General features: G+C 65.1%; 7 protein-coding genes. 4 read left to right on the top strand and 3 right to left on the bottom strand.

Translation table 11 applies throughout. The features are described 5' to 3' along the window. Positions 1-25: 25 nt before the first annotated feature. A complete protein-coding gene (ppc, locus tag M0D64_RS09415; RefSeq protein WP_266257410.1) occupies positions 26-3,220 on the top strand; it encodes a phosphoenolpyruvate carboxylase in 3,195 nt (1,064 codons plus the stop codon). 59 nt (positions 3,221-3,279) lie between these two features. On the opposite strand, the gene M0D64_RS09410 is transcribed toward ppc, so the two are convergent. Together M0D64_RS09410 and M0D64_RS09405 are read right to left on the bottom strand one after the other, a co-directional pair. Further along, on the bottom strand, positions 3,280-3,609 hold the full coding sequence (locus tag M0D64_RS09410) for a hypothetical protein (RefSeq protein WP_266257409.1): 330 nt from the start codon (positions 3,607-3,609) through the stop codon (positions 3,280-3,282). A gap of 129 nt (positions 3,610-3,738) precedes the next feature. Continuing rightward, positions 3,739-4,491, bottom strand: coding sequence for a class I SAM-dependent methyltransferase (locus tag M0D64_RS09405; RefSeq protein ID WP_266257408.1), 753 nt, complete (start codon positions 4,489-4,491; stop codon positions 3,739-3,741). 169 nt (positions 4,492-4,660) lie between these two features. Between M0D64_RS09405 and M0D64_RS09400 the strand changes: the two genes are divergently transcribed. Both M0D64_RS09400 and argH read left to right on the top strand, forming a co-directional pair. Further along, on the top strand, positions 4,661-5,473 hold the full coding sequence (locus M0D64_RS09400; RefSeq protein WP_266257407.1) for a helix-turn-helix transcriptional regulator: 813 nt from the start codon (positions 4,661-4,663) through the stop codon (positions 5,471-5,473). 99 nt (positions 5,474-5,572) lie between these two features. Beyond that, positions 5,573-6,979 carry an argininosuccinate lyase gene (argH, locus tag M0D64_RS09395; protein WP_175052721.1) on the top strand — a complete coding sequence of 469 codons (1,407 nt, stop codon included), beginning with the start codon at positions 5,573-5,575 and terminating at the stop codon, positions 6,977-6,979. A gap of 216 nt (positions 6,980-7,195) precedes the next feature. Here the strand turns inward: argH and M0D64_RS09390 are convergent, their stop codons facing one another. Then, a complete protein-coding gene (locus M0D64_RS09390) occupies positions 7,196-14,629 on the bottom strand; it encodes a non-ribosomal peptide synthetase (protein ID WP_266257406.1) in 7,434 nt (2,477 codons plus the stop codon). A gap of 391 nt (positions 14,630-15,020) precedes the next feature. Here M0D64_RS09390 and M0D64_RS09385 point away from each other — a divergent pair, with 391 nt between their 5' ends. Next, positions 15,021-15,575, top strand: a complete 555-nt coding sequence (locus M0D64_RS09385; protein WP_154558931.1) for an energy transducer TonB — start codon at positions 15,021-15,023, stop codon at positions 15,573-15,575. Positions 15,576-15,700 lie beyond the last annotated feature (125 nt).

Below are 15,700 nucleotides of genomic sequence, written 5' to 3'. Positions count from 1 at the left end.
CCTGGCTTCCCTGAGGAAACCCATCGTGACGTCTTCCGGATCGGCGCGCCCTGCCCGCCGCAACACTGCATCGCCCAACGCTCAAGCGGCTGACGCCGCAACGGCTGCCCAGTCCACACCGGCCAAACGCGCCGGCAAAGCTGCCAAGGCAAGCCAGGCCGCTAACGTCGCCAAAGCCTCCAAATCCGCCAAAGCCTCCACGCCCGCCAAGGCGGACAAGGCAGTGAAGGCCGTCAGGACAGGTAAGGCGACGCAAGCCACGAACGCCGCCCAGACGCTGAAACCGGCCAAAGCGAAGTCCCCGAAGACCAAGGTCGTCGCAAGCGTTGCCGCGCCGGAAGCCACTCAGGCGCCCAAGCTGCAAGCTGTTTCGCCGGATACGGTTGCACCCGCGTCGAAAAGCAGCGGCCGCACGCGTGAGGACAAGGACCATCCGCTGTTCCAGGACATCCGCTATCTGGGGCGCCTGCTCGGCGACGTGCTGCGCGAACAGGAAGGCGACGCGGTGTTCGACGTCGTGGAGACGATCCGCCAGACCGCCGTGCGTTTTCGCCGCGAGGACGATAGCGCCGCCGCGCAAACGCTCGACAAGAAACTGCGTTCGCTGAGCCCGGAGCAAACGGTCAGCGTGGTGCGTGCGTTCAGCTACTTCTCGCATCTTGCGAATATCGCTGAAGACCGCCACCGCAATCGCCGTCACCGGATTCACGCGCTGGCCGGCTCGACCTCGCAACCGGGCACCATGTCGCACGCACTCGAACGGCTCGTCGAGGCGGGCGCCGCCGCGACGCCGGTCCTGCAGCAGTTTTTCAACGACGCGTTGATCGTGCCGGTCCTGACCGCACACCCTACCGAGGTGCAGCGCAAGAGCATTCTCGACGCGCAGCATGACGTCGCGCGCCTCCTCGCCGAACGCGATCAGCAACTGACCAACCGCGAACGCGCGCATAACGAAGCGATGCTGCGTGCGAGCGTCACGTCGCTCTGGCAAACGCGGATGCTGCGCGATTCGCGTCTGACGGTAGCCGATGAAATCGAAAACGCGCTGTCGTATTACCGCGCCACCTTCCTCGAAGAAATTCCGGCGCTCTACGCCGACATCGAGGAAGCGCTCGCCGAGCACGGTCTCGAGGCGCGCCTGCCGCCGTTCCTCCAGATGGGTAGCTGGATCGGCGGCGATCGTGACGGCAATCCGAACGTCACGGCCGAAACGCTCGAACACGCAATCACCCGCCAGGCGGCCGTGATCTTCGAACACTATATGGAGCAGGTGCACAAGTTGGGCGCCGAGTTGTCGGTGTCGAACCTGCTCGCGGGCGCAAGCGACGCGTTGAAAGAGCTCGCGGCCATCTCGCCCGACCAGTCGCCGCACCGCACCGACGAACCGTATCGCCGTGCGTTGATCGGCATGTACACGCGACTCGCGGCAAGTGCGCGCGTACGTCTCGGTGAAGGCAGCGTGCCGGTACGCAGCGCGGGCCGCGGCGCGGCGCCGATACGCGCCAAGCCGTACGACGACTCCGCCGAATTCGTGCGCGATTTGCATGTGCTGATCGATTCGCTCGCCGAGCATCATGGCGCGCCGCTCGCGGCACCCCGCCTGTCACCGCTCGCGCGCGCCGCCGAAGTATTCGGCTTCCATCTGGCGAGCATCGACTTGCGTCAGAGCTCCGACATCCATGAAGCGGTGATCGCCGAGCTGCTGAAACGCGCGGGCGTGGAGGACGACTACGCGTCGCTCTCGGAAGAAGACAAGCTCAAGGTGCTGCTCGCCGAACTTTCGCAGCCGCGAGCGTTGCGCCTGCCCTACGCCGAGTATTCCGATCTCGTGAAGAGCGAGCTCGGCGTACTCGAAGAGGCCCGCGTCACGCGCGAGAAGTTCGGCGCGCGCGCGGTGCGCAACTACATCATTTCGCACACGGAAACCGTCAGCGATCTGGTCGAAGTGATGTTGCTGCAGAAGGAAACCGGCCTGCTGCACGGCCGCCTCGGCGACGCGCACGATCCCGCGCAAGCAGGGCTGATGGTGATCCCGCTGTTCGAGACGATCCCCGACTTGCGCAACGCGCCACATATCATGCGCGATCTGATCGCGCTGCCGGGCGTGGGTGCACTGATCGAACATCAGGGTAACGAGCAGGAAGTGATGCTCGGCTATTCGGACAGCAACAAGGACGGCGGCTTCCTGACGTCGAACTGGGAGCTGTACCGCGCCGAACTGGCGCTGGTGTCGCTATTCAATGAACGCGGCGTGACCCTGCGCCTGTTCCATGGACGCGGAGGCACGGTAGGCCGTGGCGGTGGTCCGACGTATCAGGCGATTCTGTCGCAGCCGCCGGGCACCGTCGACGGCCAGATCCGTTTGACCGAGCAAGGCGAAGTGATCGCCAGCAAGTTCGGTAATCCGGAAATCGGCCGGCGCAATCTGGAAACGGTGGTGGCCGCGACGCTCGAAGCGTCGTTGTTGCCGCACGGCATTGCGCCTGCGCAATTGCCCGCCTTCGAAGAGACGATGCAGCAATTGTCCGACGCGGCGATGGCGTCGTATCGCGCGCTGGTCTACGAAACGCCGGGCTTCAAGGAGTATTTCTTCGAGTCGACGCCGATCTCGGAGATCGCCGAGTTGAATATCGGCAGCCGTCCAGCCTCGCGCAAATTGCAGGACCCGAAGCAACGCAAGATCGAAGATCTGCGTGCGATTCCCTGGGGCTTCTCATGGGGCCAATGCCGTCTGCTGCTGACCGGCTGGTACGGTTTCGGCAGCGCGGTGGCCGCGCATCTGGACAGCGCGCCGAGCGACGCCGAGCGCACCCGCCGTCTTGCGCTGCTCAAGAAAATGCACAAGACGTGGCCGTTCTTCGCGAACCTGCTCTCCAACATGGACATGGTGCTGGCGAAGACCGACCTCGCGGTGGCCTCGCGCTACGCACAGCTCGTGTCGGACAAGAAGCTGCGCAAACATGTGTTCGAGCGCATCGTCGCGGAATGGGAGCGGACGTCGAAGGTGTTGTCGGAGATCACCGGCAAGAGCGAACGGCTTGCGGAAAATCCGTTGCTTGCGCGTTCGATCAAGAACCGCTTTCCGTATCTCGATCCTTTGAACCACTTGCAGGTCGAGTTGCTCAAGCGTCACCGCGCGGGCGATACCAACGCGCGCGTGCGGCGCGGGATTCATTTGAGTATCAACGGGATTGCGGCGGGGTTGCGTAATACGGGCTGATCGAGGACGGTTTGAATGGCGGCTGATTCAGCCACCGCTCCGCCAAAGCCGAACACGGATTATTTCGCCATGTTCGGCTTTGGCATTTCTGAGGCTGGAATGTTGAATTTGAGCGGAGGCTCGCGCCACACCTGCTTGTGATTTTCACGCTCGGCAAGCTCGGACTGCAGGCGTGTGTCAAGGTCGCGGCGTGCTTGAGGCGACATATTCACATTGGAACCGGGCGCCGTGATGCTGTTCGTCGAACTGGATGACTGCGGCGTGACCGGACTGGACGACAGTGCGCGCGGCAAGGTGGTGCCCTGTTCGCGATAGTAGTCCCGATCCGATTGGGCCGACGCGCTGGCAGACAGCACGGCGGCCGCCACAAAAAGTAACCAACGTTGCATCCGGACACCTCGGAATTAATAAGTGATCCGGAGGTTATCACGGCGCACATCTCGTTATTAGGTCCGTCGCTGCGTTAAGCCGTGCGCGTCGCCGGGCCGCGGCGGCGGCCGTTCCGCTTCCATGTCAGCCTACTGCGCCTCGATCATCAGCGCGTCGAGCTTGAATGAACCGTCGTCCTGTACATCGAAATACTGACGCACCTCATCGGGCGAGTTGCTCCACAGCGAGCGAATCGCCGACACGCGCGGCTCCGGCGTGCGCATGCGCGCCACCCACGAACTGAACTCAATCTCAATGCGCCAACACTCGCGAATCGATGCATTGAAACCGGCCGCTTCGAACAATGCAATCCATTCGTCCGCGCGGTAGTTGCGGATATGCGAGCCGTCGCGCAGCAATTCCACCGCCTGAATATGCGTATCGAGCAGCGGATGCTCGGCGCCGGCGATGTCGATGAACAGCACCTTGCCGCCCGGCTTCAACACGCGCCGCACCTCGGCCAATGCAAGCGGCACGTCGTGCCAGTGATGCGCGCTCATCCGGCTGATGACCCAGTCGAACGAATCGGCTTCGAACGGCAGCGCTTCGGCCGCACCCTGTTGCGTGCGGATGTTGGTCAGGCCGCGATCTTTGGCCGCGCCGTCGACGGTCGCCAGCATTTGCGGCGCGATGTCGTACGCGACCACTTCTTTTGCGTGCGGCGCCACCGCGAAACTCGCGTGACCTGCGCCGCAGCCCATGTCGAGCACCTTCGCATCCGGCGTCGCGGCGATCGATTCGGCCAGCGTCTGCCGATCGGCGCCGGTGGCATGCGTCTGACTCGTCAAATACGCGGCAGCGGTCGAGCCGAAGGCGTCGGCGACCTGATCGTGATGCTTCATGGAAGGCTCCGGTTATTTACGTGGGGTCGCGCCGGGCTGAGGCCCGGGTTGGTCTGGACGGCACTGCGTCGTTCCAGTCGTTACAATAGAGGCCGCCGTGTACCAGTACAAGTTAAGCAATTATTCTGGTATCAATAACACCACCCCCACCAAGCGCCGCCCGACCAGAATGACCACGCCGTCCTCCGCCGACAATCCGCCGCCGCTCGAAGCCACGCCCGCCCGCGCACTTGGCGACTTTATCCGTGCGCATCGCGAACGGCTCTCGCCGCAAGCGCTCGGCCTGCCGCCCGGTCCGCGCCGCCGGACGCCCGGCTTGCGGCGTGAGGAAGTCGCGCAGTTGTGCGGCGTGAGCCCGACCTGGTACACGTGGATCGAACAGGGCCGCCCCGTCTCCGCCTCCGCCGATGCGCTGGCGCGGATCGCCGTCGCGCTGCAACTGTCGCGCGCCGAGCGGGCCTATCTGTTCGAACTGGCCGCTCAGCGCGACCCGGCCGAGCCTGATCCGGCCGCCGCCGACGCGCCCGCCACCCTGCTGGAAACGGTGCAACTCGTGAACGCACCTGCCTACGTGCTCGACCGGCAGTGGAATGCGCTCGCCTGGAACGAACGCGCCACCGATCTGTTCGTCGGCTGGCTGGACGGCGCGCACGACCGCAATCTGTTGCGCTACACCTTCACCGAACCGGCCGCACGCGAGCTGATCGTCGACTGGGAAACGCGCGCGCGGCGCCTCGCCGCCGAATTCCGCGCCGACTCGATCCGCCATCTGAACGACGCGCCCACCCGCGGGCTGATCGACTCCCTCACCGCCGCCAGCGACGCGTTCGCCCGCTTCTGGGCATCGCAGGATGTCGGCGGCCGCGAAGGCGGCCGGCGCGAATTCAACCATCCGCGCGACGGCCGCCTCGTCTACGACCAGATTACCTTCAAGCCTGCGCATCGCGAGGATCTGAAGCTGGTGGTGCTGGTGCGGGAATAGCCCAGTGTTAAAATCCCAGTCTTTCGCCCGTTTCGATGGCGCCTGTACCGTACGCAAACGCCGTCTGCCTCTTCACCGCTCGCTCAACTGCCCAACACCATGACGTCCCAACTGCACAAAAAAGGCGAAGCCTGGTCGGCTCGCTTCTCGGAGCCGATGTCGGAGCTTGTCAAACGCTACACGTCGTCGGTTTTCTTCGACAAGCGTCTGGCGCTCGTCGATATCGAAGGGTCGCTCGCGCACGCCTCGATGCTGGCCGCGCAGAAGATCATCGCCGCCGACGACCTCGCCGCAATCCAACGCGGCATGGCGCAGATCAAGGGTGAAATCGAGCGAGGCGAGTTCGAGTGGCAACTCGATCTGGAAGACGTCCACCTGAACATCGAAGCGCGCCTGACCGCGCTGATCGGCGACGCCGGCAAGCGCCTGCACACGGGCCGCTCGCGCAACGACCAGGTGGCAACGGATATCCGTTTGTGGCTGCGCGGCGAAATCGACCGCATCGGCGGCCTGCTGACGGAATTGCGCACGGCCCTGCTCGACATGGCGGAGAAAAACGCGTCGACCATCATGCCGGGCTTCACGCACCTGCAAGTCGCGCAGCCGGTCACGTTCGGCCATCACCTGCTCGCCTACGTCGAAATGTTTTCGCGCGACGCCGAACGCATGGTCGATTGCCGCAAGCGCGTGAATCGTCTGCCGCTGGGTGCAGCCGCTCTGGCCGGCACCAGCTATCCGATCGACCGTCATGCCGTGGCGAAGACGCTCGGCTTCGACGGCATCTGCGCGAACTCGCTGGACGCGGTGTCCGATCGTGACTTCGCGATCGAATTCACGGCAGCGTCGGCACTGATCATGACGCACGTGTCGCGCTTCTCCGAAGAACTCGTGCTGTGGATGAGCCCGCGCGTCGGCTTCATCGATCTGGCCGACCGTTTCTGCACCGGTTCGTCGATCATGCCGCAGAAGAAGAATCCGGACGTGCCCGAACTCGCGCGTGGCAAGACGGGCCGCGTGAACGGCCATCTGATCGCGCTGCTGACCTTGATGAAAGGCCAGCCGCTCGCGTACAACAAGGATAATCAGGAAGACAAGGAGCCGCTGTTCGACACCGTCGATACGGTCGCGGACACGCTGCGCATTTTCGCTGAAATGGTCGCGGGCATCTCGGTGAAGCCGCAAGCCATGCGCGACGCCGCGTTGCAAGGTTTCTCCACGGCAACCGACCTCGCCGACTACCTGGTCAAGCGCGGCCTGCCGTTCCGCGACGCGCACGAAGCGGTGGCGCTGGCGGTTCGCGTGTGTGCCGATCGCGGCTGCGACCTGGCCGACCTGACGCTGGAAGAAATGCGTAAGGAACTGCCGAACGTCGCGCATCTGATCGGCGAAGACGTGTTCTCGTATCTGACGCTCGAAGGTTCGGTAGCGAGCCGCAACCATCCGGGCGGCACGGCGCCCGAGCAGGTGCTCGCGGCGGTCAAGGCGGCACGGGAAGCGTTGAAGTAAGGTAAGGCCCGGCGCGCACAAAAGAAAGCCCGCGCGAAGCGGGCCAAATGAAAGACTTCCACCGATGCCTCTCGAAAGAGGCCATCGAAGTGTAGGCGTGTTTTGGCCGCAGGCAAATCCGGTCATATTTCGGCCTATTACAAAGCGCGCAATGGTTCGGTGCGCAAGCTGAACCGGCGCTGCACCGCCGCTCGCTTGCGCCCCCCCCAGAGCGCTTTAGGGCACTACCGTCTGCGGCAACGGGTCAAGAAAACCCGCCTCGCGCAGATACCCGACGTAGAGCCGGATCAGCGCACCGTAGTCGACCGTTAGATCCACGCCGTGCCGCGCCAGCTCCGTCAACGTTCCGATCTGTTCGACCGGCAAGGGCGCGGCGGACAGATCGCCCGTATAAAAGTCGCGAATCAGCGCCAGACCATTCGACGCGTCGAGATCCGCCAGCCGCCGTTGCCAGTCAGCCGCCGGCTGCGGCTCGGCACGCAAACCGCAACCGGCCAGCGCCGCGAACCACTGCCGCTGGCTGAGCACGAGCGGATTGTTCAGGTTCGCCACCCGCAAGCCGGCACGCGGATGCAGTGCCACCGCCGTCACCGCGCCGGCCAGCAGATCGACCGGCATCATCTCCACTTCCTGGGCCGTTTCCGGATAAGCGCCCAACTGCAGGCAGCCCTTGTTGAACAGCCAGAAATGGTTGTGCGCGAAGTTGCTGAAGCCGGTACGGCTGTGGCCGGTGATATTGCCCGGCCGCGCGATCACCGCCGGCAAACCGAAGCGGCGCGCACACTCCGCGACCCGCTGCTCGCCCACCCACTTTGTCAACAGATAGCCGTTGTCCAGCATGGGACGAGCGTCATTCACGCGCTCGTCGATGCGCCGGGCGCCCGCCAGCATCTCGCCGACCGACAGTGTCGAGACGAAGCAGAACGGTTTTTGCCGCTGCGTCAGCGCGAGCCGCAGCAATGCCTCGGTGCCGCTGACATTCGCCCCCTTCATCGCCTCATAGCTATGCAGGTGATGCACGAACGCGCCGCAATGCAGGATCGCGTCGACCTCCGCGGCGAGTTGCCGCCAGCGTGGTGTGTCGAGCCCAAGCTGCGGCACGGCAAGATCGGCGGGGATCACGTCGACGCGGCTGAAGTCGATTGCCAGACCCGCCTCGCGCGCCTTGTCCTGCAAGACGGCGCGCCCTGCGGCAGCGCTCGCACAGCGTTGCAGGCAGATCACCTTGTCGAGCCTCCCGCATAACGCATGCAGCAGGTAAATGCCGAGAAAGCCGCTCGCGCCGGTCAGAAGCATTATGCGAATCGGCGCAGCTTCGACGGCGTCAGAAAAAGCGGGCGCGGCCTGCTCGACAACGAACGGCTGCGATGCGTCGGCAATGGCGCGTTCGATCATGTCCTCGTGACCGCCGTCCGCGAGCGTCGCGATGGTCGGCGAACGGTAAAACGCCGCCATCTGAAACTGGATGCCGAGCGCATCGCGCAATTGCGCTTGCATCCGCACGGCCAGAATCGAATTGCCGCCGAACCGGAAGAAACTATCGTCGCGGCCGATGCCGGAGACGCGCAGCAGCGTCTGCCAGATTTCGGCGATGCGTTGCTCGACGCCTTGGCGCGGCGGCGTACCGCCGGCGCGTGACGGCGCCGGCAGGGCCTTGCGATCGTGTTTGCCGTTCGGCGATGCCGGCAGGGCGTCCAGCCGGATAAAACACGCTGGCACCATGTAGTCGGGCAGCGCCAGCGCCACATGACGGCGCAGCGTGTCTTCATCGAGCGCGCCGCCTCCTTCGCCCGGCGCGGCCACGTAGTACGCAGCCAGATAGCGCGCCTCGCCCTCGCCCCACACCCGGCAGGCAGCATGCGCGACACCCGGCGCGGCCGCGATGCAATTCTCGATCTCGCCGAGTTCAATGCGAAAACCGCGCAGCTTGATCTGCGCGTCGTTGCGGCCGAAGTATTCGATCGTGCCGTCGGCAAGAAAGCGGCCGAGGTCGCCGGTGCGATACATCAGCGCGTACGGTGCATCGCGAAACGGATCGACCACGAAGCGCTCCATCGTCATGGCCGACTGATTGATGTAGCCCCGCGCGAGATTCTCGCCGCCGATGTAGATTTCCCCGACCGTGCCGGGCGGCGTCAATTGCCGCTGGGCATTCAGCAGATAGAGCCGGTAACCCGGCAGCGGCTTGCCGATGATGCGGCTCGGCCCGCCCGGCAGCACTCGCCCGCACGAGGCCATCACCGTGATTTCGGTCGGGCCGTACAGGCTGAACAGTTGCGTGAGTTCGCTCCACCAGGCGGCGCTCGGTTCGTCCAGCGTATCGCCGCCAAAGCCGAGCAGTTGCAGATCGGGCAGCGGCTCGCGCGGCAAGCTCTGCACCACGACCGGTGCAAGCGATGCGTGCGTGACGCGCTCCGACTTCAACACACTGTGCAGCAGCAGCGGATCGCGGCGCGCCTCCTCCGGCAACACGATGAGCGTGCCGCCGTGCAGCAGCGCGAGGAACAGATCGAGCACGCTCGCGTCGAAATTGGTGGACGCCGCCAGGGTGCTGACGCTGCCCGGCGCGTAGCCGAGCGCGCGGCTCGCGCCGGCCACCATTCGAACCACGCTGTGGTGTTCGACCAGCACCCCCTTCGGCTTGCCGGTCGAGCCCGACGTGTGGATCACATAAGCAAGCGCCTCGGGGGCGACAGCGTGCGGCCGGTGCATGTGCGCTGACTGCTCTTCAGCCTGCTTCTCCGCCCGCTTCTCCCCCTGCTTTTTGGCCTGCTTCCCGGCCACCTTCTGCGCGTCAGTCTCCGCCTGAACCTCCGTTTCCGTCACGGTGCCCGCCGTCCCCTCTGCCAGCATCGCCGGGTCAAGCTTGCGCAATTCACCGAGACCTGCGGCCTCCAGCGCGCAGCGGCTCGGCTCATCGGCCAGCACCGTATCGACCGAACAGTTTTCGACGAAATAGCGCAAGCGCTCGGCGGGATAAGCTGGGTCGAGCGGCACGTACGCGCACCCCGCTTTAAGCACGCCCAGCACCGTCGCCACCAGCAGGACGCTCTTCTGCATACTCAAACCGATGCGCGCGCCGGGCGGCACGCAGGCTGACAAGCCACGGGCAATGGCATCGCTGAGCGCGTCGAGTTCGCGATAGCTGAGCTGCTGCTCGCCGCAGCGCACGGCAACGCGCGACGCGTGCACCGCTGCCACCTCGGCGAAACGCGCAGGGATCGATTGCGGTGCATCCGGTAGCGGCTCGCCGCAAGCGAAGCTCAGACATTGCGCATGGTGCGCGTCGCTCAGCCAGGCGAGCTCGCCGACCGGCGCATCCGGCTGGTGAGCCGCGGCGTCGCACAGCGTCATGAACACCTCGGCCATACGCTCGACCGAGGCCGCGTGCAGCACCGAGCTGTCGTATTCGAAGCGCCCGTCCAGACCGCCATCGGGCCGCAAATAGAAAATCGCCGACAGGTCCGCTTTCGACGTCAACGGAGGACATTCCTCAGCGTGATACGCCGCCTCGCCGATGCGGCCGTTCAGCTCAATGCCGTTCTGCAAACTGAAAATCGTGTTCAGTGCGCCGAGCTGGCCGTTATCGGTGTCGTAAGGCGTGGCGAGCAGATGATCGCGGTCTTCGAGCATCTGGCGTTGCACCGCGCGCGCCAGTTCGCCGAAGCCTTGCCGCGTGTCGATGCGCTGCACCAGCACCGCCATCGAGACGAACATCCCATAGATTCCCTCACTGCCCGGGACATCGCGGCCCGCATACGGATAGGCGCAGGCCAGTTGCTGCTGGCCGCTCACGCGCCACAGCCATACGAGGTACAGCGCGAACAGCACGGGCGGCAAAGTCATGTCGTGCGCCTCGGCAATCTGCTTCAGGCGCCGCATCTGGGCGGACCGCACATGCAAGGCCAAAGAGCGGTTCGCGTTGGGCTCGCGCTGCACTGCGTCGAACGACAGTTCGGTGCGCAAGGCCACGGCGTCGAGCTTGCGCATCCAGTAGTCGCGCGCGGCGGCAAAGCGCGGCGACGACGCCAGTTGCGGCGCCCAATGGCCGTAGTCGAACCACGAAAGCCGCTCGCCGGAAACCGGCTTGCCTTCGTAGTGCGACGTCAGTTCATCCAGCAACAGCTTGAACGACCAACCGTCGAAAATCGCGTGATGAATGCAGAACAGCAAGGTGGTGCGGTGCTCTTGCGGCGACAACAGCAGTTGCGCGTGCCACAACGGCGCACAGTCGAGCGGCAAACGCAGCGCGCGCAGGGCTTCGGCACGCGCGTCGATAGCATCGGCATCGCAGCTTTCTAGCGGAATACGCAAATCCGTCGGCAGGGTGGCGGTGCCCGGCAATATCAGCAATTGTCCGCCGCGTTCCGCGAAGCTCGCGTTGAAGATCGGGTTGTGCGCGAGCACGGCAACAAGCGCCTCGTGCAATCGCAACGGATTCGCGGCCCCGCCGAAGTCCACCCGCATCACAATGTTGTACGCGTTATCGTCAGGCTTGCCGAGCGCGCGGCTATGCATCATCCGCACGAGCCGGCTTGCCACTGGCGCGGGCATAGGTGCGCCTGATTGCGCGACGAGCGGCGGCAGCGCGGCGCCTGGCTCGGCGCTCTGCCGCGCCCTTGCGCAAAACGCGTCGAACTGCGGATGCTCGAACAGCGTCTTCAGCTTGACCGGCGCGGACAAGCTCGCGTTGATGCGATTGCACACGAGCGTGGCGAGTAGCGAGTGGCCACCCAACTGGAAGAAGTGGCTGTGTTCGCCGACGCTCTCGAGCGGCACGCCCAGCACCTCCGACCAGATCGCTTGCACCGCCAGCTCGAAGGTGTCGAAAGCGCGGCTTGCAGGGTCAGCCGAACCGGCTTGCGGCGCCGGCAATTTGCTGCGGTCGATCTTGCCGTTCAGCGTCAGGGGCAGCGCTTCGATCGGCAGCAGGAACGCCGGCACCATGTAATGCGCGAGACGTTGCGCGAGACGCGCCCGCAGCACCGCCGGCTCAAGCGCGGCACCCACGTACCAGGCCACCAGCGCCGTGCCGCCCTGCCGCTCGCACGTGCCGACATGGGCGCTGCGCACCTCCGGCTGCTCGACGATGCTGGCCTCGATCTCACCGAGCTCGATCCGGTAGCCGCGAATCTTCACCTGAAAATCGCTGCGGCCGAGAAACTCGATCGCGCCATCCGGCTGGAAACGGCCGAGGTCGCCGGAACGGTAGAGACGGCCCGGGCCGAACGGATTCGCCCGGAACTTCTGCCCGGTCAGTTCGGGCCGCAGCAGATAGCCGCGCGAAACGGCCGCACCGCCGATGCAGATCTCGCCGATCCCCCCGAGCGGCACCGCTGCGCCTTCCTCATCGAGTAGATGAATCTGATAGCCGGGAAGCGGATGCCCGAGTTGATTGGCCGGCTTGTCGCCGTCGAAGGTGTTTTCGGTCGCCATCACGGTGGTCTCAGTCGGCCCGTAGATGTTCGACAGGCGCAGCACGCTGGACCAGAAGCGGATCGTCTCGTCGTCGCTCGCTTCGCCGCCGCATAACACCGTGTCCAGATGCGGCAGCGCGCGCCGCGGCAGCAGCTTGAGAATCGCCGGCGGCAGGAACGCATGCGTGATGCGTTCGGCGCTGAGGAAGGCGGACAACGCATCGGCGTCGGTGCGCACCGCTTCGGGCGCGACAATCAGGTGGCCGCCGTGCGTCAGCGGATTGAAGATCTCCAGCACGCTGGCGTCGAAATTGACGGACGCGAACTGGAGCCAGCGCGTGCCTGCATCACGCCGATACCTGCCCGTCAGCGAAGCGATCAGGTGCGCCAGCATGCCGCGCTCGATGACGACACCCTTGGGTTTGCCCGTTGTGCCTGAGGTGTAGATCACGTAGGCGGTGCGCTGCGGATCGGCTGGCGCACAGTGCGCAGGGGGCGCCCCGGCCGCCGGGCATTCCAGTAGATCCTCGATCCGGTACAGCGCGCAATCGGCCAGCCCGCTCAAGCGCTCGTGCGTCGCCGCGTCGACAATCACGGCTCGCAGTTGCGCATCCTTGACGATGTAGCGCAAGCGCTCGTCTGGCATCTGCGGATCGAGGGGCAAATAGCCCGCGCCACTGGCGAGCACGCCGAGCATCGCCGGAACGATGCGTGCACCGCGCGAGACGCAAATGCCGATCAACGCGTCCCGCCCATCCGATGCGTCCGGCCCGAGCGAGGCAAGGGCTGCGCCCACACGCTGTGCGGCAAGCGCCAGTTGCGCGTACGTGAAAGCGGCGTCCGGGCCGCTGACCGCCGGATGCTCGGCGTGCTCGAGCGCTGTCTGCGCAAACAGATCGAGCACGTCGCGCGCGGGGGCCGCGAGCGGGCCGCCATCGGACCACGCCGCGCACTGCTGCCGCAACGCCGGCGTATAAAGATCGAGCGCATCGAGTTTCTGCTCGAGACTTTCGCCGAGGCGCCCGAGCAGCGCCGTCAAATGCTCGAACGCGAGACGCAGGCCGTCGAGTTCCTGGGGATGGCGGCTATGCACGTGCAACGCGATCTCCTCGCGCACATCAAGATAGATGCCGACGTCCTCGTGCGAGAAACGGCGCGAGTACGGTGCGAGCAACGCCACCGGCAGCGTGCCGAGCGTGAGCGCGTCGTAGGGCAGGCTGTCGGTCTCGCACACCACGTTGGATGCGCGCACAAAACCTGGCTCGCGCCGCTCGATGTCGTGCAGCACTTCGAAAGCCGGGAGTTCAGCGTGAAAATCGGCCATCCCGGCGCGCGCCGCCGCGTGCCGTAGAAACTGCCGCAGTGTCATCGTGTTGTCAAAGTCGGTTTTCAGGAAGCGCCGCCGTTCATCGAAACCGATCGTCTCGTCGTGCTGGCAGCGGCCGCGCTGGTGATGCACGGTGAGCACCGCGCGGCTGCCGGTCATGCGGCGCAGCAGCACGTGAACACACAGTTTGATCAGTAGATCGGGCGCGACGCCGAGCGTTTTTTCTTCATTGCGCAATGCAGCGCCTGTTTGCGCGTCGAGGCGCACCGTAAAGCTGCTGTCGGCGAGCGCGTTCTGCCGGCGCGGCGCATGCCATTCGAACGAGGCGTCACCCACCTGGCCGATCCAGAAATCGAGGTCGGTCTGCAAACGGTCGCTCGCAAGGAGTTCGCGCTCGGCGTCGAGCAGGCCTTGCTGATCGATGCCGAGCGGCGCGCCCGGCGCCTCGCCGCGATAGGCCCGGGAAAGCGCGTTGAACAACGGCGTCAGCGAAAAACGGTCGAGCAAGGCGGGATGGCAGGCGAACACAAGATAGCTGTGCGCGCCGGCGCGTAACAGCGTGAACGCCCACGGCAGTCCGGCGTCCATGCGGAAGGCACGCGCGCATAGGCCGTCGATCAACGACAGCACGGCGGCTTCCTCGCGCGCGTCGCGCCTGTCGAGATCGATGACGTTCAGTTCCGCGCGCACATCGCGGCGGATGACCCAGCGCATGCCCTGTTCGGCTTCGACGAGCCGGTAGGCAAGCGGCCGGCAATGGGCCACCAGTTGCGCCACGGCCGAGGACAGACGCTCGACGTCCGGACGGCCGTCGATCCGGTAAACGGCGCAGAGATTGGGACCGGCGGCGGCGTGCGCCAACGTGCGGGATTGCGTGCGCGTCAACGCAAAGGAAGAGTGTTCCAAACGATACCTCGTTGTCGGGATGGACAGGACCGATCGGCTCGCGCAGCGCCGGTCGCGCGCGGCTCATGACCGCGCTGCGGCGCTTCGCCCGATGGTCCGGCCCACGCTATTGACGTGAGGCTGTCGACACCATAGGAAAACTCTTAGAAGTCCTGTTGTATGCGAATCGGCGTGGCGAACTTTGTCTAAACACGGTTCGTGTCAGGCAGATCGCATCAGACTGAATGCGCTCATGCATGCAGCAGAAAGGCAATGGAAAGGACGCCATGCGCGGCGTGCAAGCAAGTCGAATCACATGGCTCGGGATCGGCATACAGGGTGAACGACCATTGCATCCTGGCATTTTTTGACTACCATCAAGTTAGATCCTGTCACAGTGCTTTCCTCGACGATGTCCACCCGCACACGTCACCTTCGCCGCCTGACTGGACGCTTCGCTTCACGCGTTAGCGCTTCCCTGTCGCATGCGCATAGCGCAACTTCGGCGCTCACGGCGGCTTCGGTTTTGGCCGCGCTCGCAGCCTCGGCAGGCTGCACGATCACGCCACCTGGTCGCCCGCTTGTCATCACGCCGGTGGCGGCCGTCAATAGTGCGACGCTCGACCAGTACCGCAGCGCGGTCGCGCAACGCATCGTCGAACGCAGCCCTTCCTACGTGTTGCACGGCACGCCGCAAGCGATGCTGCGCTCGTTGGTCGTGGTGTCGTTCACGGTGGATCGCGATGGTCAGGTGCTGGCGTCGTCGGTGTATCGCACCAATGGCGACGACGAAGCCGAAAGCACCGCGCTCGCCTCCTTGCGGCGCGCCTCGCCGCTGCCGCAACCGCCCGGTAAATTGCTGAACGGCCGTGGCCAGCTCGAACTGTTCGAAGACTGGCTGTTCAACGACAACGGCAAATTCCAGTTGCGCGAGTTCGCCTCGCCGCAAGCGCAGGCCATCGACTGAACGCTCGCCTCACGAACCCCGCCTGGTTGCTCCCCTAGTATGTCCGCTTTCGCGCGCGAGCGCTGACGGCTGACGGCTGACGGCTGACGTCCGCCGTTGTAAGCTGTCGCTTCATCGCCGGCGTT

This window comes from Paraburkholderia sp. WS6, assembly GCF_030464835.1.
Lineage (GTDB): Bacteria > Pseudomonadota > Gammaproteobacteria > Burkholderiales > Burkholderiaceae > Paraburkholderia > Paraburkholderia madseniana.
Note: the sequence above shows the minus strand (reverse complement) of the source record. Positions and strands in the feature narration are given on the sequence as shown.